A 23,829-nucleotide genomic window follows, 5' to 3' on the forward strand; every position below is an offset into this window, starting at 1 on the left:
GAATGCTTTTTTTATGTTTTAAAATCTAGGTGACTGAGCTCAACAAAGCGTATTCCCCTACAGTAGAAAACCTGTCTACCTCCTGAATCAAACTCTCCTGTAAATCCAATCTAAGAATCCCTTTTAAATTATAAAATTATTCACACTAACAAAACCTGAATATTCATCATTTTCAAAAAATTATGAGAAAGACCGCACAGTTCATACTCTTGATTTAATTATGCTTTTAAAATAAATTAGAGCAATAATTCTAAAATGAATACATCATCAATTTAACAGGTATGTTATGAGAAAATTATTGAATACTCTACTAATGGGGATAAGTTTGGCCGCAGTCTCTAGCCTGGCCTTTGCCTATGAAGATCCGTTATTGGGTAAATGGAAAACCATCGATGATCAATCGGGTTATTCTCGTGCGGATGTGGAAATTCGCAAGAAAGCAGATGGCAGTTATGAAGGAGTGATTGTCGAAACACGCAGCTTGCCTGGCGCAGAAAAAATGGGAATTTGTCATAAATGTCCAGGTCAGCTTAAGAACAAGCCTTTTCTAGGCCTGCCGTTTATCTGGGATTTTAAGGCAGATCCGAAAAAGCCACGTGAATACCATGATGGCAAAGTGCTTGATCCGATCAGTGGCAAAGTTTACAAAGGTAAAGCACGCTTAAGTGCTAATGGTAAACGTCTGACCTTGCGTGGTTATGTGGGGGTATCGGTAATTGGCCGCAGTGTAACCTGGGTAAAATATTAATTTCAGAAAGATTTTCAAAGCCCCTATATCAGGGGCTTTTTTCTTTGTCATGATTTGAAACAATAAGGTACAAATAAAAACTGTTTTGGGGCAAGTAAAGTCATAATAATGGATCGAAGACGGTTATTTTTTATCCATTTATGATGATCAATCTTCAGCCTCGTTCAATTTTGCCCTTTGGTCTGCTTTGCAGCCCTGATATGGCACCCTCTATTCAACACAGGAAAGTGATTGAATACGCTTTGTCGATAACACATAAAATTATAAAAACCACTTCAGCTTTAACCTTCTTTGCCTCGCATCCTGCTGATAAAGATCCGGTCAGACCGACTGATTCATCAACTACCAGCACATCCCGACTCTTCACTCATGATCATTTGAGTCATCACTCTGAGTCTGCAGGTCCAAGGGTTGGAAAGCGTTCTATTTTAGCACCTTCCCACTCTCCGGATTTTGCACACTTGGCTGTTTAAGGAGTAGACCCATGACTACGATTCAGTACCAAGAAAGTTTTTCCCACGGTTATACCCCCTCAGAAATTATGGACGATCGTTCATTTGACTTGATCCACTTTGCAGAAGCATGTGGACAAAGCCCCGAATGGGTCATGCAGTTAATTGAACATGGAATTTTACCCAATCGTTCCACAACCCCGACCAGCACTTTCCTCGGCGAAGATATCTCGCGTGCACAACGCGCCTATCGCCTGCAACGTGATTTTGATGCCTCATTTAGCGCCGTTGCTATGATGCTCGACCTCATTGATGAGGTGCAGGAGTTACGCCGCGAGGTCAAACATTTGCACTTCAAGTAAATCCTTTTCATGTTCTATTGATCTGCATTTTTCAGTGCAGATCAGAACATATTTATATTTAATTTTATGATTAGAGTATAAGAATCCCTATGAAAACCAAAGATTGCAATAAGAAAATCAAATACATGTTTCCCGAATACCGCGACTTGATTGTGCAACTTCGCGAGGAAAATCCCTATTTTGCCAAGTTATTCGAGGAACATAATGAGCTGGACAAAGAAATCAGCCAGCTTGAACTTGATCCAGTCAATCATATCAACAATGATATTGAGGCGATCAAGCGTAAAAAACTGAAATTAAAAGATGAAATTTACCGTCTGTTAAAAAGCTCTGAAGCAGATCCCTTAACCTGAGATCAACTGAACACCACATTCAGACCAATACTGAAGCATAAAAAAAGCCCTGAGCCAGCCAAAATAAACACTTTGATCAAGCTCAGGGCTTTTTTATTGTTATTCACATGAATTTTCCCATGTGAATATTTTTAAGAATTAAACTTGTTCGATGTCTTTCATCGTTAATTTAATACGGCCACGGTTATCAACATCCGCAACCTGTACTTTTACTTCCTGACCTTCTTTCAATACATCTGCCACGTTCGCAATGCGTTCGTTTGAGATTTGAGAGATGTGAAGTAAGCCATCAGTACCTGGCAGGATATTTACGAACGCACCGAATTCAACAATACGAATCACTTTACCTGTATAAATTGTACCTGGCTCGATTTCAGCCGTAAGTGCCTGAATCTTGGCAACTGCAGCTTGCGCAGCCGCTTTAGTTTCGCCAAATACGCGAACTGTACCGTTATCTTCGATATCAATCGCCGCTTTAGTTTCTTCAGTAATTGCACGAATGGTCGCGCCGCCTTTACCGATCACATCACGGATTTTATCCGGGTTGATGTTGATCACCTGGAAGGTCGGTGCGTGCATCGAAATTTCAGGACGCGCACGTGAAATCACCTGGTTCATCTCATTCAAGATGTGCATACGACCCGCATAAGCCTGGTTCAATGCAGATTCCATGATCTCTTCAGTGATGCCTTCGATCTTGATGTCCATTTGTAGCGCAGTAATACCGTTTGCAGAACCCGCTACTTTAAAGTCCATGTCGCCCAAGTGATCTTCATCACCCAAGATGTCAGAAAGAACTGCGAAACGCTCGCCTTCTTTCACTAGACCCATCGCAATACCTGCAACTGGCGCTTTAAGTGGAACACCAGCATCCATCAATGATAATGAAGCACCACATACAGACGCCATTGAAGACGAACCGTTTGATTCAGTGATGTCAGAAACGATACGGATCACGTACGGGAAGCGATCAGCCGCAGGAAGAACTGCTTGAACACCACGACGTGCCAAACGACCGTGACCAATCTCACGACGCTTAGGACCAGATTCACGACCTGTTTCACCTACAGAGTATGCAGGGAAGTTGTAGTGCAACATGAAGTTGTCAGTTTTTGTACCTGCAAGGGTATCAACCATCAACGCATCACGTGTATTACCCAAAGTCGTTGTGACCAAGGCCTGAGTTTCACCACGTGTGAACAATGCAGAACCGTGTGCACGATCTAGAACACCTACTTGTACGTCGATTGCACGAACAGTTTTAGTATCACGACCATCGATACGTGGCTTACCAGACAGGATGTTGTCACGTACAGTACGATATTTAAGGTCTTCGAACAGCTCATTTACTTCTTCTGCAATGCCCGTTTCGTCATTTTCAGGAACGAACTGTGCAACTGCTTCTGCATAAAGCGCGTCAAGTGCCGCATAACGGTCTTGCTTAACTGCAATCGTGTACGCTTCAGAGATTTTCGCTTCGAATGCTTCTTTCAATTTACCAAGAAGTTCTTCATTTTTAACTGGAGCAACCCAAGTTGATTCAACCGCGCCTGCAGCTGCAGCAAATTCTTTGATCGCCTGGATCGCAATTTGCATTTCGTCATGACCGAACAAAACAGCGCCCAGCATTTGGTCTTCTGAAAGCTCTTTCGCTTCAGATTCAACCATCAATACTGCAGTTTCAGTACCCGCAACAACAAGATCAAGATCAGACTCTTTAAGTTGTTCAAGGTTCGGGTTTAGGATGTATTCACCGTTGATTAAGCCAACGCGCGCACCACCGATTGGACCACGGAAAGGTGTACCAGCGATAGACAATGCAGCAGATGTACCTAACATTGCAGCAATGTCAGCATCCATTGTTTTATCAGAAGAAATAACAGTGGCTGTTACTTGAATTTCGTTGAAGTAACCTTCCGGGAACAACGGACGAATTGGACGGTCAATCAGACGTGAAATCAAAGTTTCAGCTTCAGACTGACGGCCTTCACGCTTGCCATAACCACCCGGGATACGACCAGCAGCATATTGCTTTTCTTGGTAGTTAACAGTTAATGGGAAGAAATCTTGACCTGCTTTTGCTTTAGGCTGTGCCACAACAGCAACAAGTACTTGTACGCCGCCCATGGTAATCACAACAGTGTTTGCCTGACGGGCAACACGACCTGTTTCCAGGATAACGTTGTGCTGACCGAATTGGAATTCTTTACGAATAATATTAAACATTGACATGTTTTATTTTTTCCTAGTTCTTGTGAACAATTATTCTAGTGGAGACCCCTAAGGTTTGGCATTCATGACCATATGGACGAGTAAATGACAAAGCTTAGAAGCCGACCTCACCAGATTAAATACTATTTTTAAACACAAAGAAGGAGCGAAACATTCGCCCCTTCCACTGGCTTAGCGCAAAGCTAAGCCGACTTTAGTTTTCAGTAATACAGCACAAAGCATGCAATACACCCGAAAATAAAGTTTAAATCGAATTAACGACGTAAACCTAAAGCACCGATCAATGCTACATAACGACCGTGGTCTTTACCGTTAAGGTAGTCAAGTAGCTTACGACGTTGGTTAACCATACGGATTAGACCGCGACGGCTATGGTGGTCGTGTTTATGCTCTTTAAAGTGACCTTGTAAATCATTGATTTGAGCAGTTAAAAGAGCTACTTGAACTTCTGGTGAACCAGTGTCGTTTTCAGCGCGAGCGAATTTAGCCATGATCTCTGCGCGATCTGCGTTAGTTAAAGCCATTCGATTTCTCCGAGATGCTTATATATTTTGATAAAAATCAAAGTGATGAGAATTCAAAACCTTGACTGCCGTGCATCACTACAGCAAGTTGCATATTTTAAGGGAAAACGCATCAAATTGCAAAAATAGATCCAGATTTTTGCATGGTTTTGGCTGCTCATTGATGCAATTCAGATCTGATGACTCTTGTCCCTCAAAGATTCAGGTTTTGCATTATTTTAATGAAATAAATCCAGAATGAATTAAATCTAGAAACTCCTTTGAAAAGCCCACAAACCTTTTAGCTCGCTTGAATCTTCAGCTGCTCTCCATAAAAATGGATAAAAAAAGCCCGAGTAAACTCGGGCTTTTTGGCGCTGTAGTTCTTTCTCTTATCATTATTATTTATTGTATTATTATGGCGTTTTACGCTTATTATTATTTTCAAACATCCTGTTGAAAAATCATCTTCCTTGTGTGGTAGATTTTGCCACATTCCCACCAGACAACTAGAGGTATTTGCCTCATTTTACTGTAAGCCATTTCGTACATCACCAAGTGAAAATTTGCATAATGTTACACAGCTCCTGTTTTATTTAACGCTATTTACTTAAGTTTACTGGCTAGAGCTGAAAATTTTTGCTAAGAAATTAGGGTAAAAATCCAGCAAGCTTCCTATAAAAAAATCAGGATATAAAAAAGCCTTGTAGTCTCTCCCAAAACTACAAGGCTTAGCGGCTGTAAGTTTCCTCTTTCACTTACTTCACTGTAAGTTCGCTGTCTACCGACATTATTATTATCATTATGCGATTATGCTCAACTTTCCGTGTTGAGTTATTTTGTAGAACCAATCTTCTCAAAAACCGAGCAAAAGCTCTATGCGTCAATTTCCTGAATCCTTGTAAGCTTTTACCTACAAGATTTGATTATTTTTGCCAATTAAATTACTAGATTGTTCAATGATTTTTTGGCTCAAACCACTTTTCCGGGTAGTTTTAACACAAAGTGCTTGTGTAAAAGCATCATAATCTACCAATAAACTGACCACTTTTTTGGCTCGAGTAATTGCAGTATAAATCAACTCTTTGCTCAATAAATTTTTTGCATATTGATCCAGCACCACTGCCGTATGGGAAAATTCTGAACCTTGAGATTTATGAATGGTCAGCGCAAAAGCGGTTTCAATACTTTTAGGTAAACGGGTGGCTAATACCCATTTTTCCAGACTCGGGAAATACACTTCAAACTGACGTTGACCAGATTGCTCACGTAAAAAACAGATACCAATATCACCATTGGACAGGCCCAACTGATAGTCGTTATAGCTCATCATGACGGGTCGTCCGACATACCAGTCGCCCTGTTTCAACTGACCTTGAGCTGCTAAAAAACGTTGTTCAATCTGTAGATTGATCTTGAGCAGCCCCAGATCACCAGAACGGATTGCCGTTAAAATACGGTAATCATCAAAAGTTTTGACCACCTGTTGCACATACTGCTCAAAATCAGCCGAGTTTCGTTGTGTTTTTATAGCCTCTACATATGCCTGATAACCATACATCAGCTGGTCATAATACTGATTCAAACTATGCGCGGTCTGTTCGGTGCCCGAGAGCAGATATTGTAGCTGCAACTGGTCGATTTCGACCTGATCCAAATCGATCGCCTGTAACTCACTGGCTGCCACGATTTGCTGCTCAAATTTCTGCAAGACGTGAGAAGGCTGATGATTCTGCTGGATAAACTCCGCCATTGCGCCAATCCTGGCTCCAGTCGCAAAACGCCGCGTGGTGATTAAATTGACCCGGTTATCCTCCAGAGTCGCTACTTGCTGTAAATCTGCCAGTACCGTTCCGACATCCACAGAGGCGAGCTGGTCTGCATCACCGAGTAAAATCAGCCGTGCATGAGATGGTACGGCGGCCAGCAACATCTGTGACAGATTCAAATCCAGCATCGAGGCTTCGTCGACCACAATCACATCATACGGCAAAGGTTGTTTGGCATGAAAGCGTGGCTGTCCGCGAGTACCCAGACCTAGTAAGCGATGCAGGGTCACCGGTTGTAACTGTTTTAATGCTTCTAGCTCAAACTGTTGTAGAGCTTCACTATGCAAGGCTTTTTGCAGCGCTTCTTTCATTCGCTGTGCAGCCTTTCCCGTAGGCGCTGCCATGGCAATCCGGATATTTGGCATTGCCTCATGCAGGACCGCAATCATATGTGCCAGCGTATAGGTTTTACCAGTCCCCGGACCGCCGGTAATAATGCTTAAGGCTTGCTGCGCCACCATATGCAGGGCTTTTTGCTGCTGTGGATCTGACAATAGGCTGCGATCACGTTCAGATAAATCAATGGCGGCCACCGGTTGGGCTTTAATCCGAGCAATATGTGCAGCTACCGCCTGCTCTAGCTGCCAGTAGCGGTACAGATATAAATGCTGATCTGCAAAAATAAATGGTGCAATTCCTGCACTCTGCTGACGGCGGTCTAGAACCAGATTATGTAATAAGGCAACCTGCTGAGGCTCAACCTCGATACAGCTATCCCCCGCCTGCATCGCCTCAAGTAATTGCTGGATCAAGATTTTTGCTGCCGGATCAAATGTAGCCGTACTAAACGGCGGCTGGCACAGATAGTCAATCCAGGCCATTAAATCGGAATGTTGCTGTGACACGTGATTCTGCTCATTTTCCACACAGTTATCCTCAAAGTTATCCACAGGATAATTTCATGTTTAATCTCTATATATCTTATAAAATCGCAAAATCATGCTGATTTTTTCTGCTCAAAATAGCCCAATATTTGATCCAGTTTTTCTATAAATTCAGAGTCCGGTTGCCAATGATAGGCTCCTTGCTGGACCTGTCCCTTCATCCCACGTAAATACAGATAGGTCGCGCCGCCCAAGTGCTGCTGAATCGAATAAGTCTGCATATTGGCACTCAGGTACCGATGCAGCGCCACCAGATACAAAGCGGCCTGCAACCAGTAACTGGACTGACTCATATTCTGCTGAATGGCTTCAGCGCTATAGTGCTGTTGATCAGGTCCGAGGAAGTTACTTTTATAATCGGCAATATGGTAGCGCTGGCCATCGAAATACACCAGATCGATGGAACCGGTCAGGTATCGCGCCGATTTGGCCTCATTAAAATCGCTCATGACCATGTCATGTTCGAGAAAAAGCTGATGGATTTGCCGAATCTGCAAAGGGGCATCGGTCAAGGACAGATAAAAAGGAAATTCTGACAGATACTGTTTAACCTCCAGCTGCGCCAAGGCAAAATCTGCCCGAATCGGAGTAGCCAGAATGTCATGTACCCAGTCATGCATCAGATTCAGCAAAATATCTTCTGTAATTTCGTCCAGCAATCCCTCAAAAGCAGTCTGGAAAATACTGTCCACATTCAGCAATTCAGTGCTTGCAGGGCTTGTGAGCTGGGCCACTTCCTGTTCAAAAAACTGGATAAAGGAGTCATCCTCCAGCCCATCAAAATACACCCTAAACTGACTTAAAAATTCCAGCAGAGCTGAACGCTCGAGCTGTTGTGCCGAGTGAAACATCTGCTGCCATTGCTGGCGATAAACTTCACTTTGGTCATGCAGGCGAATTCCGGTCAATAACTTATAGTTCAGGCTGGACAATACGCGCTGCATACTATGACGCAATTCCTCGGCTTTGAAATCTGCCTGAGCTGTGGCCTGAAACAGGGTTCGCAGATTCACCACAGCGGCCTGATAATGCAGGGAAAAAGCCTGTTCTAGTACACTACGTATATGAAAAGCCTGTTCAAATTTTTCTTTCAGTTCCTGCCAGATTTGCGGTGCGGTATTTTTAAAACGGCGCCGGATTTCCAGATTCCAGTAACTGCTGTCCTGAAAATCAATATGTTCAAAAATGCTGTGCAAGAATGTTCCGGCTACGGTGCCTTTAGGAAAATTCAGCCTAATCCAGTCTAGGGGCACAGCTGCTGGCTGTTCTTCCAGACCGGTAAAATGAATTTCATCGGCAGCACTGTCGGGCTGTTCATAAGCCGTGACCAGATCGTCCTGCAAGATATGTCCATGTAGCTGATGCTGTGACAAAGCCGTAAAACTGGTTTTGGTTCGCGGATAAAACTGCCGCTCTGGCAAAGGTTGCGCCCGCATGTCGACCTGATGATGGTTCGACTGCTCGACCAGGCGCGGTGGCTCCTGAGACAGAGGCGGCTCGACCAGACTTAAAGCATGTTGAAACAGTTGATCTCCCTGACCACGCCAGAAGGCCAGCCCCGAATCGGACTGTGCGTTTTGATCCTGCAGCATGGCATATACCCGGTGACTGGCACGGGTCAGCGCCACATACCAGAGCCGGTGGTTTTCGGCAGCATTACGCGCTGCATTCTGCAGAATCGCCTGCTCATGCAAATTCTTGTGATTGACTGCAATCACCCGGGATTGTTCCAGAATGTTGTCCTGTTCAGACGCAGACAGGGAAAAATTCAGATTGCCTTTATTCACATCAAAAGCAGCATCTGCTCCCAATAAAAACACCACTTTAAATTCCAGCCCTTTGGAGGCATGAATGGTCATCAGCTGCACCCCATGATCCCCAGACAGCTTGCGTTCTTTTTCGCTGTCCTTGCCTGAAGGTGACTGAAGCTGGCGCAAATACCAGTGATAGAGTTTTTGCGCCCCCTGATAATATTCACTCTGCTGGCTCAGCATCTCGGTCAGATGGCGCAAATTGACCACCACCCGCTCATTGTCCAGACTTTGACTGGCCACCAGATTGGTCCAGACCTGAAACAGGTTCAGTGCATAATTCCAGGCGGTCAAAAAGCCTTTCTCAAACCACATTTCCCGAATGATATCCAGATCCGCAATATAGCGACTGAGGCCTTCACTCTGGCCTTGCAAATCAATCAGTTTTTTCAGATTGAAGCCCAGCAGACGAGTTAGTAAAGCCCGCTTGACCTTGGCCTCATTGAAAGGATCCATGATCGCCGTCAATACTGCCGCGACATCCTGAGCGATTGGACTGGCAAACACGCTCTGTTTGGATTCTTTATAGCAGGGAATACCCATACGTTGCAGACGCTGCTTCACCTGTTCCAGAGCAAAATGCCCAAATCCCAACACGGCAATATCATCTGCGCTCAGGCTTTGCTGATGCTCTTGCTGCTGAAAGTACAGTTGCTGCTGGGCAGACTGATTCAGCAATGCACGGATTTTCCAGGCCACCTGGTCTGCCTCCAGGTCCGATTCACCTAGCTGAATCCATCGTAAAGGCTGCGGGTTGATCCTGCCCATATCGACCAGATCTGGATGCGGGCGACTACCGGCCTGAATCAAGGTGTACTGCACCTGTTCGCCAAAATCCATTTGCCGCTGGAACAGCGCATCAACCACTTCTACGAGTGGTTTGACTGACCGATGGTTCTGCATCAGGGTATATTCGCGGCCCTGTTTATGCAGCACATCGGCATGTGCCTTGTTATAGGTGAGCATATCGCCGCCACGGAAACCGTAAATTGCCTGTTTCGGATCACCGACCATAATCATGCAGCCGGACTGCACCCGGTTGGCATCACGCCAGATCTTGGCCAGCAAATCATCCTGATCCTGATTGGTGTCCTGAAATTCATCGACCAGAATCAGCGGATAACGTGCCTGTACAAACTGGGCAAAACGCTGTCCCTGCTGGCCTTGCAATGCTTCCGCCAATGTACGAATTTGCTGGGAAAAAGTGGTTTCACCCTGCTGCTGCAAGGTTTGTGGCAAACGGGTCTGCACACTTTGAATAATATGAAATTCCAGATAGGTCGTAAGCTGTTGCAGCTGCTCATCCAGATACTGTTTGACCTCACACAGCGCATCAATTGCCACGATCAGACTATGTTGCAAAATCAGCTGCTGCTCTGCATCCGGACAGCTTTTGTTAAAGACCTGAGTGGTCGGCTGGAAATCGGTTTTCTTGCGGCGCAAATGGCACAGATTCAGTAAAATCGGCTGCAATTCAGCATCAAAGAAACTCATGCCACCCTGATTTTTCAGGGCTGCGCTCCAGGTCATAAAGTTTTCACAAATTTCGGTTAACTTGGTCAAAAAACTCTTGTGAAAATACTTCGGACTTTCCTGACAATAACGCCGCATGACGGCAAGATCATGCTCCTGAATACTCACTAATTGACTGATGCAGGCTTCCAATTTGTTCAGGTCACATTCAGCCAGTTCGATCTTGCGGAAATGCTGCTTGCTGAAATTCAGGGCATCACGCACCAGCCCGGTATAATGCTCCACCGGTTTCAGCAGATTTTGAACATACAGATGATTGACCATATATTGCGGCTGCTGCTGAATCCAGTCACGCAGCACATCATGAATCAGCTGCTGAATATACAGATCCTGATCTTCGGTCAGTTCTGCACGTTCAATCTTGCCACTTTCAAAGGCAAATTCACGTAACAGTTTCTGGCTAAAGCTGTCCAGGGTGCCGACAAACAGTTCATCCAGCTGGTTTAGCACCAGACGTAAACGGCGACGGGCATAATCCAGCCGTGAACCATAATCTTTCAGTACCTGCTGAAATAAAGGATCGGTTTCATTCTGGATTTTTGCTGCGATTTCAACTGAATTGAGCTGCTGATGACGCTGGATATAAGCCAGCGTTTCCTCGACGCGAAGCCGTACCCGGTTTTTCAGTTCAGCCGTGGCCTTACGGGTAAATGTCGTCGCAATCACCTGATGCGGATAATACTGGTCCAGAAAAATCCGCACCATCAGACTGGATAGCGTATAGGTCTTGCCGGTGCCTGCCGAGGCTTCAATCCAGTGTAGGCCCCGAAACTTCATGTCCTGAATCGGATTGGTAGAAATGGCTGTTTGCGTCTGCTGCTTTAAGAAAGTCATACGGCTATTTCACCCATTCCAGATGTTGATGAATTGGTGCATACAGGCCATGGGCAAAATCATGACAGCAGTTTTGCAAGGCCAGATCCGGATCCTGATCTTGCAAAATAAATTGCCAATCCTGATGCAAGACACTAGATTCATTCGAAGTCAATGGCTTAGCTGTTTTAGGACTATAACTGTTGTTCCAGGCTTCCAACAATTCCTGCATTTCCACAATGGTCATTTTACCCTGTTCATTCTCGGCCCACTGCCACTCTTTTTTCATCAGTAATTCTGCCGGCAAGACCAGCGGCTGCTGTTGACCAATTTCCCAGGCCTTTAACCAGAGCTGCAAATACTCATGTGCCTTGCTCGAACTCAAGCCAGAAAACTTCAGGGTTTTATTACTGAAAATGACAATGCGCTCCAGTTCTGGTGAGCGTGCATCGTCATTCAAGTAAGCCAGCCATAGCAGATACTCCAGCCAGATCTGGGCACGGCGTTTTTCCGAGGCCGAAGAGGATTGCATACTCAGCCAGTAGCTGCTGTGTGGAACCTGAGGCACGTTTATATGAATGATCAGTTCAGGACTGAACTGCAGGGATTGTTGGGTGACTGGCGTCAGTTCTTTGCCCAACTGTAGCAAACGTTCTTGCAATAACTGCTGTTCCTGCTGGCTGCCCAGCCAGGTGGCTTGCTGGGTTTTGCCCACCGGCAAACGGTCTAGCATCAGGTTTGGCTCAATCTCCTGCTCTTGTTGTAACAGGAAATCCCGCACCTGATACTGTTCCAGCTTGTTCAATAATAAGGGTTCCCGGGAACTCGGCAAATCGGCATAGCGAATCGTGGAAACCCCGACACTTTTCAGGAATAGACGTGCCGGGAAAATCATATCGCGGATCCATTCATCACCTTTGAGTACCCGGATTTCTTTTTGTTCTAGTGCCGGATAATGTGCATTAATCCAGCTGCTGCGTTTGCCTTCGGCGCTGCGGATATATTCTGCCACTGCAAACCACTGATCCTGATAACGTGGTGTCTGCATATCTGCGAATCCGGCTGGATCAAAAGGCTGTAAGGGATGTACATGATAAAGCTGCTGGATATGTTGAGCGACCGATAGACCATGAATATCCACCATCGGATCGACTTCGGCATCCGGCTGTTCAGACTGGCAGATCAGCGCGATATGCTGAACCAGTTCCTGCAAGGCAGTGGATGGATCACGAGCCTCACCATCCTCCAGATCAAAGCCATTATAGAACAGCCATAGATTTTCCTGTGCCAGCAGCAAGGCATCCAGAAAGGCGCCCTGCTCGTCATCCAGACGGGAACGGTCACCGAGTTGCGGCTTCAGGCTGCGCATCAGGTCAAACGGAACCTGTTGATTACGGCTCGGAAATTTACCGCTATCCAGATTCAGCATCACCACCAGTTTATAAGGCAATGGCCGGATCTGACCAATCTGGCTAAAAGTAATCTGTCCGGTCGGTTCGGCCTGATCCAGCTGCATCTCCAGGGTATTCTGAATTTCTTCCAGCACATAAGGCAGAGGCAGACTGAGTGCCACCAGTTCCTGACTGGCATGCGGATCATCCTGGTCATGATAATCGGCCAAGGTCAGCATCCGCATTTGCTTGTCGATAATTTCGGCAACGGTTTTGAGCGATTCTACTCCAGCGTCACGAAATTCATTCAGATCGGCGCGCAGATATTCCAGCCAGGTTTTGACTGGCGTGCGTTGTCCAGTTTCATGTAAAGTCAGCCAGTCACGGCGCTCTACCAGATCTTGATAAATCCGGATCAGGTTGGATATCAAGGGAAAATCACTGGTCAGAACCTTGGCATAACTCAAGGTGTCCTGAAACAGGGTATGTTCAGGAATCGCCAGACCCAACGCCAGACGGTCCAGGGCGAATTTAAAGCTAAACCGGTAATCCTCATCGCCTGCGCTGAGGCTTTGCTGTAAATGCTGCTGGTCCAGTCCACGTTTAAAGCCAGCATCTGTCAGCAACTGCAACATCCGTTCTACCTGACTATAGTCCAGACCATAATACTGCTGGGTCGCATTCAGGCTGAGCCAGTCGGCAAAGTCCTCAATACTGAAACGGCGACGTACCCACTGAATCCGGCCCAGTACCGCGCGCCAGGCATTGCTGACATCCAGACGCGACACTCCGGCAATCTGGATCGGTAAATACAGGTTATCTTTCTGCAGTCGTTTGCTGCCAATTTCACGCTCCCGCGGTGGCGGCGCAAAGACACTGCGAATTGTTGGTTCCAGTTCTTTCAGACTTGGCGTCAACACCAGAATATCACTTGGTTGACGCGGCGCTTCTTCAGTGCCTTGAACCAGCCAGTGAATCAGCTGTTCTTTGAGGACTTCCAGCTGACGTAATGAAGAATGACAGACATGAATCTGTACAGAATCATCGTCAGGGCTTAAAGCATATTGATGCTGTTCAGGCTCGAGTAAATACAGAATATCTGACTGGATTTTGGCCAGCAGTTTATTTTGATATTCATCGACAAAGACATCGGCCCAGAGACCCTCTTCCCCCGAAGACAGTTTAGAGAGTAGAGAAAAATGATCCCGTGCCTGCTTGCCGAATCGGGTCAGAAGCGGATGCCGCGATTCCCGGTCTTCGGCATTAAAGTTCAGCTGCTTGATCCTGAAGTCTTTTATTTCCGCATCATTCGGTTTACGTTGACGGGTCTTTTCAAAACGCTGAATAAAGCGCTCTTCCCGCTGCAAATCAAACCTGGCTTTCCAGTCCGGATCGACACTGTCGGCCCAGTATTCCTGCGAGGGGTTGAAGTGAAAAATATAGATATCAATGTATTGCCCCAGACGGCGTAAAAAATCCAGCTGGCTGGGTGGCAGTTCTAGCAGGCTAAATACCACAATCTGGGCCGGTAGTCGTTTTAGAGCCTGGGCGCGGGTTTCTGCATTCTCCAGCCGCTCCCAATACAGGCGTTCAATCTCCAGGATTTTGGCATAGTCATCCTGAAATACATGCTGCCACAACCAGCGTTGCCAGGCTTCCAGTTCACGCGCCTGAATCTTGACAAAATCCGCCACCTGCATCTCATGGCCATTTTCATCTTTGGGGCTATAGATCATTTGCTCGATATCGAGCGCAATATCCTGCCCCCAGGACTCTAACCAGTTACTCGGACAACTACAGTTGTTTGGAGGACAGTTACGCGCGCAATAACCGCGATAATCCATATAATGGCTAAACAAACGCGACACCTGCTCGGCTACCCAGTACAGCATGCTCTGTTTTTTCAGCTGCTTCTCTGTACCCTGCTCCAGCCGGTCAGCACTGTCATAAATCCGCTTCACAATAGAATACAGCGGATGATCGACGTCTAAAGGAATCTGTTCAGGCAGAATGCATTTTCGTAGCGCCTGAAACACGCGCCATTTGATGATAATGCGCGGAATATTGGCTTCACGGACCTGCTCCACTTCTTTAGGCGCATTCAATACCCACTGATAGGAAGTCCATTGAAAGGCGCGAATCCGGTGATGAAACTGGGTATTGGCGCTAATACCTTTTTTCTCGGCAATTTTCTGGGTCAGCCAAGTTTCTACTGCCGGAGATGGCACAATAAAGTGCCGGGTTTGTAACACCTCAAATGGATTCCGGGCAGTCTGGTTGACAATACGCAGCATACTATCCAAAAGCACATCAATACGTTGACTCTGAATAACATGAATGGCCATTGGTTCCCCTGAACTGCTGAATGTGGTTTTTACTACAAAACGATAAAGATTATTTACTATACATCCCGAGCGCTCTATGACACTTTAAAACCACACTTCAGTCGAAAAATTTCTTTGAAAAAAGCATCTTAAAGATGCTTGAATAGAAAAAAACAACATAGAGCTTAGGTAGTGCCCATGAAATTAGATAAAATTCCTGAACGTCTCGATCCGAGCCTAGATTTAGAACAAATCCGCGCCGAGTGCCTGGAACTCACCAAAAAACGCGCCTATTATTCTGCCGGTGCTGCGGTTATTCCAGTGCCGTTTATGGACGTGGTCATTGATATCGGTATCTTGTCGCAATTGATTCCCGAGATCAATGCCCGCTTCGGCCTGGCGCCTGACCAGATCAGTGTCTATGATCCAAAAACCCGTCAGGTGCACTGGAATGAGTTGCGTAAACGCGGCGTAGAATTTTCTGGTCTGGTGGTCGCACGTACGGCAGTTAAAAAATCTTTGAACAATGTTGCAGCGAAAGTGATCACAAAGCAAGTCACAAAATTCATTCCGCTGGGCGGCCAACTGGTGGCGGCAAGTCTGGGCTATTTTGTCATGAAAAAGATTGCTGAAGCACATGTAGAGGAATGCTACCGTGCAGCTAAAAATATCCAGCAAAAACAGGTGGCGCAAGGTTAAAATCCGGGTGAGCTGAATTTTTGCAGCCCTCTAGACACTCTTACTTCAGGCAGATTATTCTGCCTGAAGCTGTTTTAAAATAGCCTTTAACACCTCGACCCGCGCGGTATTCTTATCATCGGTCGCAATAATATGCCAGGGCGCTTCCTCGGTCGAAGTATGTTCAAACATATCGGCTGCCGCTTTCAGATAGTCGTCCCAGCGCTCCCGGTTACGCCAGTCTTCTTCGGTAATTTTAAAACGCTTATGCGGTGTATCTTCACGCGCCTTGAAACGTGCTGCCTGTTCGTCCTTGGAGATTGCCAGCCAGATTTTCACAATCACTGTTTGATGCTTGACCAGACTCTGTTCAAAACGGTTAATTTCATCATAAGCACGCTGCCATTCCACCGCACTGACCAATCCTTCTACCCGTTCTACCAATACCCGCCCATACCAGGAACGGTCAAAAATACAGATATCATCATCAGTTTGCAGCTTGGTCCAGAAGCGCCATAAATAGGGACGGCTCAGCTCAAATCTTTCTGGTGCAGCAATGGTATGAATTTCATATTCACGTGGATCGAGTTTTTTGACAATTCGCTTGATTGCGCCGCCCTTGCCGGCAGCATCCATACCTTCAAACAGAATCACCACATTACGCGAATCGGAACGCATGGCTTTGGCGACCTTCGCGGTTAATTTTTTTAGTTCCGGTTTGTAATCTTCTGGCTGGGCTTGAGTCTTGGAAGGATGTTTTAACTGCTCGGGAATCTTGGCCTGTTTCCATCTTCCCTTGGCTCTGGCAGGATGATCCGGACAATGTTTCAAGGCACTCAGGATATACTGGGCAAATTGCTGGTCGCGCTGCTTCTCATCTTCGCCATCAATAATGAACCAGTCCTCGGTAAAGCGCTGACGCAGGCGCTGCAAGGTGTCATATTCTTTGCGATTGCGCCAGTCCAGACCATGCAGTTGATGCCAGTGAGTTTCACTCGGATCCATGGCATCCAGGCGTTTTTGCAAGACTTTCCAGGACAGGTCAAACCAGACCTTGATCACATCCACATGGTTATTTTTCAGGTCCTGTTCAAAGGCCTGCATCTCTTGCAGATATTCATCAAACTGTGCATCACTCAGCGGGCTTTCAGCTTGCATGGCACTGCCGAGCAGATCGCTATACCAGTTACCAAACAGCACCATGATCTGGCCCTCAGCTGGAATAAAACGCGCATAAGGTTGCCACAAGGTTTGCTTTGGGCCGGCTAGCTGAGGCTTATCGGCTTTCACGCGCAAATAGCGCGGATCGACCCATTCACGTAGCTGTTTAACCGCTTCACCTTTGCCGGCTAGCTCAATGCCATTCACCAGAATCACCAGACTTTTGGCATTTTTCTGGCCCCGGGTCTTTTTTAAATTATATTGGGCATCAATCAGCTCGACAGACAGCTGATCTTCATCCATTAACTGAAATTGTGGTTGTTCCATACGTATCTTCAACCCTGATCTTTTATTCTATTTGCAGTATAGCGAGGAGTTTCAGCGAAAAAATAGCTCTGGCAACGTTTTTCACACGATTAAATTGGCTATTTAAACAACAGATTGACATACAAATGCCCGATCTCTGTTCAATTTGTCATAGCAGGATTGTCCGGCAGCCTCTAAGATTCTTGCATCCTCCAATCATAATTGAAGCCTCATGTCCAAACTTGCCGTACTCGATGATCTGTTAGCGCATTATTATCAACTGGCTTATCACACCCGGCCTGACATTTTAAGCCGTTTACAGGATGTGCAGGCCTGGCAGAAAGTCCGCATGCAGCGCACTCATCGCGCCCATTTTGCTGAAAAACAAAACCTGTTGATGTCCGAATATTTCCTGAACCGTCTCTACGGCGGTGCTGAATTTGATGCGCTGGCAGAACAGATTGCCCGGCTGATGAAATATGCGCATAAAGCAGAAAAAGTTATTCCGGAAAATGCCATTAAAACCGGCACCTCAGGTGTAGAGCTGGCTATTCTGGCGGTACAGCTGGATGAACAGGTCGCGATTCAGTTATTACAGGATTATCATCCGCATGAACCGCTGACTGACGAGATGATGCGCCTGACCTATTTGAAGCTGGATCAGGGTGAAGCACGCTTGAAACAGTTGGCTCTGCTGGATCAGCTCGGCATGAGTCTGGATAAATACATGCGTTCATTTGTGGTCTATACGGCCTTTAAAATGTGTAAAGGCGCGGCGAATAAATATAACTTTCAGGTGATGTATGAATTTATGCAGGATGGTTTTCTGGCCATGAAGCCACTCAAATCGGCAGAAAAATTTGTACGCACGTTCACGGCAACCGAACGCCAGATTATCGATAAAGTACATTCTGGCGATCCGCTACCGTTTCAGTAAATACCCGATGAGTATTTCTGCCAAGCGTGAATTTTTCTGTATATTATTCATAACAATTGCATCATGATTGCTGAATAAGCCTTTAGAATCTGTCATGATGCAGACAATGCAAGATTAACCCGATTGATATGTTAGGAGTGACTCCAATGTCGAATGAAAATACAACGCCTACCCCTACCCCCGAGTCGGCACAACAGACAGACAAAGTGAGCCCATTCTTAACTGAACCCCTTCCACAAGGCACCCCGCAAGGTCAGCAACAATCCTTAGAACAACGTCTGACTGACACGCCTGTGACGGGTACTGTGCCTAAATATAATCTGCCGCGTGGTGCCAATACCGGTAACGTCGGCTCAACCACACACTTCGGCTATCAAACTGTTAACAGCGAAGAAAAAGCCCAGAAAGTCGCAGAAGTGTTCCACTCGGTGGCGAGCAAATACGACATTATGAATGACCTGATGTCTTTTGGTATTCATCGCCTGTGGAAGCGTTTTGCAATCAATATGTCAGGTGTACGCCGTGGCCAGCATGTGCTGGATATCGCGGGTGGTACTGGCGACTTGGCTAAAGTCTTTAGCCGTGAAGTTGGTCCGACAGGTCATGTGGTACTGTCTGATATTAACGAATCCATGCTGAATGTCGGTCGTGACCGTCTGATTGATGCGGGCTGTACCAATGTCGATTTCGTTTTGGCCAATGCCGAAACCTTAGAACCATTTGCAGACAACAGCTTTGATCTTTTGACCATTTCTTTCGGTCTACGTAACGTGACCGATAAAGATGCGGCACTGGCTGCGATGTACCGCGTCCTTAAGCCAGGTGGCCGTTTACTGGTGCTAGAATTTTCTAAACCAGTGTTTGAGCCATTCTCTAAGCTGTATGACCTTTATTCGTTCACGGCATTGCCAATCATGGGTAAAATCATTGCCAATGATGCAGAAAGCTATAAATACCTGGCTGAATCGATCCGTATGCATCCGGACCAGCGCACCCTGAAAGGTATGATGGAAAATGCCGGCTTCCAGAATTGTGACTATCACAACCTGACTGGTGGGATTGTTGCGGTTCACCGCGGTTTCAAACTTTAAGGTTCCTTGCCTATGTGGTCAATTCTGGCACTCGGTGCTGTTGAACGCGTGATTCATCATGTGATTGATCTGGATGCCATTACCCGCATCCAGCTGAATGCCCTGTCCGGCAAAATGCTGCGGGTGGTGATCGCCTCGCCGCAGCTTTCGGTTGATGTGTTTTTTGATGAAGGCAAAGTTCGTCTGGAACCAACGGCAACCGGTCATACCGAAACACCTTCGGTCTTTGAACAACGTCCATTTGACGCAAGTTCCGCGACAGTCCTTGAAGCGACCGCAACCTTGCAGGTCAGCAATGTGGTGGAATTACTCAAGCTGCTGCTTTCCGATGAAGTCGGCAATATTCCATTGCAAGGCGACTACAAGTTATTGCAGGAAATCCAGCGCATCATGCAACAGGCGGAACTGGATCTGGCAGCGCACTTAAGTCCCTGGATTGGCCCGACGCTGGCGCATGAAATTGGCAAATTGCAACTGCTGCCCAAGCAGCTAAAACGCACCCTGCAAAGTCAATTATTCTTTGCTGAAGATGCCTTAAAAGAAGACAGTGGTCTGTTTGCCCCACGCTGGCAAATGGATGACCTGAATCAGGACACCCGTATCCTGAATCAAAATTTAGATCGGGTTGAAGCAAAAATCCATCAGCTTCAGGCTCAAATTGATGCCTCAAACAATTCTACTCAAGACTAGGTACACAGCTTTATGATTCCGCATGTTTCACGTTTACTCGAACTTTGGCGCATCGCCGCGCACTATCGACTCGACACGTTGTTTCCTGCGGAAGAATTACCAGAAAAATCCCGGCATGTGCTGTCCCTCATCCGGATGCATCCGGCTGCCTGGTCCAGTCGTGAACGTAAAAATCCGCTCAAGCTGAAACTGGCTTTAGAAGAAATGGGGCCGTTGGCGATCAAGCTCGGTCAACTGCTCTCGACCCGCCGTGACCTGATTCCACCTGAAGTTTTACAGCAACTGGTCTTGCTACAAGACCGGGTCAAGCCGTTTGATAATGACGTGGCCAAGATGCGCATTCAGGAATCCCTGAAAGCTGATGTAAATACCCTATTCGCGCGTTTCGATACCCAGCCACTGGCTGCAGCTTCGATTGCTCAGGTGCATACGGCTGCCCTGCATGATGGCCGTGAAGTGGTGGTTAAAGTCACCCGCCCGAATATTCGCCAGCAGATTTTGCAGGATTTTGAAATTCTGGAATGGCTCGGTCAATTTCTGGAAAAACGTCTGGAAGCTGCCCGCGCATTGCACCTGTCGGAAATCATTCAGGATTATCGACAGATCATTCTGAATGAACTAGACCTGACGCTGGAAGCGGACAATACCCGCCGTATGCGCCATCATTTTACCGGCTCGAGCATGATGTATGTGCCGGAAATTTACATGGACAGCAAAGACGTGCTGGTAGCCGAGCGCATTACCGGGGTGCCGATTTCAGATATCGCGACCTTTGACCGGTTGGGCATGGATCGTGCCGATCTGGCGCGTAAAGGCCTAACCATCTTCTTTACTCAGGTCTTCCGCGATAACTTCTTCCATGCTGACATGCATCCGGGAAATGTCTTTGTAGAAACCATCAATCCAGCCAATCCGCGTTTTATTGCGCTGGACTGCGCGATTATGGGCGAACTGTCCAAACACGACCAGATGACCGTAGCACGCATGCTACTGGCGGTCATGAACAGTGACTTTATGCAGCTGATTCAGGTGGTGCATCAGGCTGGCTGGATTCCACCGGGGACTGATCAGGATGCATTGGCCCGTGAAATGCGCCGCAGTGTGGGGCCGATGGTGTCCAAACCGATGCATGAACTGGACTTTGCCGGCATTCTGATTGAAGTCATGGACATCGCGCGTCGTTTCCATCTGGAAATTCCACCTCAATTGATGTTGCTACTAAAAACTTTGGTGCATGTCGAGGGTTTAGGAACCGACCTGTATCCTGAACTGGATATCTGGAGTCTGGCCAAACCGATCCTGACGGACTGGATCAAGGCCCAGATGAATCCGCAAAAGAACCTTAAAGAACTGGGACAGAAAATCCCGGATCTGCTGTTAGGGGCGCAGGATTTACCGACCCTGATGATCGACAGCTTAAACGGTTTAAAAAACCAGTCGGCCTGGCATGCCAAACAGCTCAATGAATTACAAAGTATGCGCCTGCAAATGGAACATCAGCAAAAACGTAGCTGGATGTTTGGCAGTATCATGGCGATTCTGCTGGCGATTGCCATTATTTCACCGTGGTTTGTGTCGGTGATTCTGATTGTGTTGGCAAGTGTGCTTGCCGTCTGGCGAATTGCGAAATAATTTTTTAAATAGCCTGATTCGTCAGGCTTTTTTATGCTTAAATTATTGAAAAAATAAAGCAAGAATATCCAAATGAAATATAGTTTTTTATGGGCACTGTATCGCCAGAATAGACAAAAAACCTTTCTCACTGCACTACTTTACAGCTTCCCAACATGGATAGATATTTTTTTCTATATCAACCAAACAGCCCATTGGCTTGCATGGTCCCCTGCTGCCAATACCACATTCTACCGCCTGATTCATAGTGACTATTTCTGGCTCATTGTCAGCTTTAACCTGCTTCCGTTGTTATTTCTATTCTGTCTACGACAAACACAGCTAATACTAGCTTTAAAAATATGGATAGGTCTTGCAGGTAGTTTCTTTCTAATTCATGCTTTTTACTGGCCAAGCTATCCTATAACCACGCTTTTGATTATTTCATTTAATCTACCTTTTTTAAATTTACGCAATAAAGAACTCATGCACACTTACATCAACCCGATGCCATGACTCTCAAGTCACCTTAGGACATATCTTGCCATTGGGTCTTTAAACCTATCGCTTAAAATAAGCACACATTTGACTGGTATAGGTTCAACCATGGTACAGATTTTACAAAAACGTGCGCCTGCGCTCACGATTCGTGCTGGCCATCTGGCACGTGAGCTGATTCTGGAACAAGGTTTGCAACCCGAACAGGTCGATATCGTGCCCGGTGCGGCAGGCGGCCCCAAAGGCATCGGGATCCAAGGACTGGATCAGGCGATTTTTGGTGAGTTTTTTCCACGTGCACCTCAGCGTAGAACTTTGGTGGGTTCTTCGATTGGCAGCTGGCGTTTTGCCAGTATGGCTGCACATGGAGTTCAACAGGGAACCGAACGTTTGGGTGAGCTGTATACCAACCTCTATTTTCATAAAAAAATGACCCGTCAGGATGTCAGCGAAGTTTGCCGTGGCATGCTGCTGGATCTGGTACAAGGCAAAGAAAACGATCTGGTCAATCATCCAGATTATCATCTCGCAGTCATTTCAATTAAAGCCCAACACATTTTCCAGAGTGACAAGGCATTGCCGTTGTTGGCTTCTGTGGCTGGAATTCTTGGAACGACCGCAGTCGCGCGCCGGCACAGCCGTCATTTCATGCAACGTGTAATCAGCCAGCCGAATACGGGTGAGCAGTTTAAAATCGCTGAAGATGGATTTACCACGCATTATCATGCACTAACCGAACAGAGTGTGTTGTCCTGGTTGATGGCTTCAGCGTCTATTCCCGGGGTGATGGCAGCGGTGAACAATATTCCGGATGCGCCGCAGGGTTATTATCGCGATGGTGGCCTGATTGATTATCACATTGACCTGCCCTTTCAGAGCAAAGGCATTGTGCTGTATCCACATTTTACCGATAGCATTACCCCCGGCTGGTTCGACAAGTTATTTAAACGTACCTCAAATCCAGAAAATCAGGCACGAACTTTGCTGCTTTCTCCATCGCAGCAATATCTGCAAAGTTTGCCTTTGGGTCGTTTGCCTGATCGTAAAGACTTTAACTTAAAAGGTTTGGATCAAACCCAACGGATCCAGCTGTGGAAGCAATGTATTGCGGAAAGTCAGCGTCTGGGTGATGAATTTCTTGAACTGGTCGAGAAGCAGAATTTTGCTGAGGTGATGCAAGCCTTGTAATTGGCCGCAGCTGCCCGATTATTTGTATAATTGCTTTAATTTTGTGAACTGTTGAGATTTATGCAGAAGTTTTTAGTTGTCCTGCAATACCTGTGTCTGGCCTTTGCCATTTATCTGATTTATAGCGTCAGCATGTCGCTGTATCGCCAGAATTTTGTCCTGATGGAGCTGGTCGCTGATATCGGTACGATTCTGATCTGTATCGACCTGGCGGTATTTTTATTTACCAGTAAAGGCAAGCCCGGCATTAGCATGGAAGAATATGCAAAACGACTGGAACAGCCACCGTCTAAGTTGGTCTATGTGACACGAAAATTGGGGCATCTCGGTATTTTGCTGATTATTACTAGCTGGATTGTGCCGATGATCAATTCATAACAATCCAATAAAAAACCTCCCGATTGGGAGGTTTTTTTAAATTAAAGATATCCAAA

17 protein-coding genes are annotated in these 23,829 nt (G+C 46.3%); 11 read left to right on the forward strand and 6 right to left on the reverse strand.

Annotated elements, in window-relative coordinates; translation table 11 throughout:
* Nucleotides 1–286: 286 nt before the first annotated feature.
* From BFN00_RS03575 to BFN00_RS03585, 3 genes are all read left to right on the forward strand, one after another.
* A complete protein-coding gene (locus tag BFN00_RS03575; protein WP_005102907.1) occupies nucleotides 287–748 on the forward strand; it encodes a DUF2147 domain-containing protein in 462 nt (153 codons plus the stop codon).
* Nucleotides 749–1,232: 484 nt separating this feature from the next.
* Nucleotides 1,233–1,562 carry a chaperone modulator CbpM gene (locus BFN00_RS03580; RefSeq protein WP_004278573.1) on the forward strand — a complete coding sequence of 110 codons (330 nt, stop codon included), beginning with the start codon at nucleotides 1,233–1,235 and terminating at the stop codon, nucleotides 1,560–1,562.
* A gap of 89 nt (nucleotides 1,563–1,651) precedes the next feature.
* Complete coding sequence (locus BFN00_RS03585) at nucleotides 1,652–1,915, forward strand: HP1242/YdcH family protein (RefSeq protein WP_004729352.1); 264 nt, start codon at nucleotides 1,652–1,654, stop codon at nucleotides 1,913–1,915.
* Between the two features lie 138 nt (nucleotides 1,916–2,053).
* Here BFN00_RS03585 and pnp read toward each other — a convergent pair whose 3' ends face one another.
* The 5 genes from pnp to BFN00_RS03615 form a co-directional block, all read right to left on the reverse strand.
* Nucleotides 2,054–4,141: a polyribonucleotide nucleotidyltransferase gene (gene pnp, locus BFN00_RS03590; protein WP_171054287.1), complete on the reverse strand. Its 2,088-nt coding sequence runs from the start codon at nucleotides 4,139–4,141 to the stop codon at nucleotides 2,054–2,056.
* Nucleotides 4,142–4,401: 260 nt separating this feature from the next.
* Entirely contained in the window at nucleotides 4,402–4,671 is a 270-nt protein-coding gene (gene rpsO, locus BFN00_RS03595) for a 30S ribosomal protein S15 (protein WP_004278577.1), read from the reverse strand.
* Between the two features lie 892 nt (nucleotides 4,672–5,563).
* Nucleotides 5,564–7,345 (reverse strand): exodeoxyribonuclease V subunit alpha, encoded by a 1,782-nt coding sequence (gene recD / locus BFN00_RS03605; RefSeq protein WP_071850481.1) that lies wholly within the window; start codon nucleotides 7,343–7,345, stop codon nucleotides 5,564–5,566.
* A gap of 71 nt (nucleotides 7,346–7,416) precedes the next feature.
* Nucleotides 7,417–11,541, reverse strand: coding sequence for a UvrD-helicase domain-containing protein (locus BFN00_RS03610; protein ID WP_071850482.1), 4,125 nt, complete (start codon nucleotides 11,539–11,541; stop codon nucleotides 7,417–7,419).
* A 4-nt stretch (nucleotides 11,542–11,545) separates the two neighbouring features.
* On the reverse strand, nucleotides 11,546–15,256 hold the full coding sequence (locus BFN00_RS03615; RefSeq protein WP_071850483.1) for an exodeoxyribonuclease V subunit gamma: 3,711 nt from the start codon (nucleotides 15,254–15,256) through the stop codon (nucleotides 11,546–11,548).
* A gap of 177 nt (nucleotides 15,257–15,433) precedes the next feature.
* Here BFN00_RS03615 and BFN00_RS03620 point away from each other — a divergent pair, with 177 nt between their 5' ends.
* The gene (locus tag BFN00_RS03620) at nucleotides 15,434–15,934 is read left to right on the forward strand and encodes a hypothetical protein (RefSeq protein ID WP_004278581.1); all 501 of its coding nucleotides are present in this window, start codon (nucleotides 15,434–15,436) and stop codon (nucleotides 15,932–15,934) included.
* A 54-nt stretch (nucleotides 15,935–15,988) separates the two neighbouring features.
* On the opposite strand, the gene pap is transcribed toward BFN00_RS03620, so the two are convergent.
* Entirely contained in the window at nucleotides 15,989–17,407 is a 1,419-nt protein-coding gene (gene pap / locus BFN00_RS03625) for a polyphosphate:AMP phosphotransferase (protein ID WP_082180548.1), read from the reverse strand.
* Between the two features lie 205 nt (nucleotides 17,408–17,612).
* Here pap and BFN00_RS03630 point away from each other — a divergent pair, with 205 nt between their 5' ends.
* The 7 genes from BFN00_RS03630 (at nucleotide 17,613) to BFN00_RS03660 (ending at nucleotide 23,773) form a co-directional block, all read left to right on the forward strand.
* Nucleotides 17,613–18,317, forward strand: coding sequence for a DUF8198 family protein (locus BFN00_RS03630; RefSeq protein ID WP_044111768.1), 705 nt, complete (start codon nucleotides 17,613–17,615; stop codon nucleotides 18,315–18,317).
* Nucleotides 18,318–18,463: 146 nt separating this feature from the next.
* Nucleotides 18,464–19,408, forward strand: a complete 945-nt coding sequence (gene ubiE, locus BFN00_RS03635) for a bifunctional demethylmenaquinone methyltransferase/2-methoxy-6-polyprenyl-1,4-benzoquinol methylase UbiE (RefSeq protein ID WP_004647333.1) — start codon at nucleotides 18,464–18,466, stop codon at nucleotides 19,406–19,408.
* 12 nt (nucleotides 19,409–19,420) lie between these two features.
* Entirely contained in the window at nucleotides 19,421–20,098 is a 678-nt protein-coding gene (locus tag BFN00_RS03640) for a ubiquinone biosynthesis accessory factor UbiJ (RefSeq protein WP_071850485.1), read from the forward strand.
* Nucleotides 20,099–20,110: 12 nt separating this feature from the next.
* On the forward strand, nucleotides 20,111–21,730 hold the full coding sequence (locus BFN00_RS03645) for an ABC1 kinase family protein (protein ID WP_071850486.1): 1,620 nt from the start codon (nucleotides 20,111–20,113) through the stop codon (nucleotides 21,728–21,730).
* Nucleotides 21,731–21,802: 72 nt separating this feature from the next.
* A complete protein-coding gene (locus tag BFN00_RS03650; protein ID WP_071850487.1) occupies nucleotides 21,803–22,225 on the forward strand; it encodes a hypothetical protein in 423 nt (140 codons plus the stop codon).
* 90 nt (nucleotides 22,226–22,315) lie between these two features.
* Complete coding sequence (locus tag BFN00_RS03655) at nucleotides 22,316–23,395, forward strand: patatin-like phospholipase family protein (RefSeq protein ID WP_071850488.1); 1,080 nt, start codon at nucleotides 22,316–22,318, stop codon at nucleotides 23,393–23,395.
* Nucleotides 23,396–23,455: 60 nt separating this feature from the next.
* Nucleotides 23,456–23,773, forward strand: coding sequence for a hypothetical protein (locus BFN00_RS03660; RefSeq protein ID WP_071850489.1), 318 nt, complete (start codon nucleotides 23,456–23,458; stop codon nucleotides 23,771–23,773).
* Nucleotides 23,774–23,829: the final 56 nt, after the last annotated feature.

This window comes from Acinetobacter sp. AR2-3 (assembly GCF_001878775.1).
GTDB lineage: Bacteria > Pseudomonadota > Gammaproteobacteria > Pseudomonadales > Moraxellaceae > Acinetobacter > Acinetobacter lwoffii_D.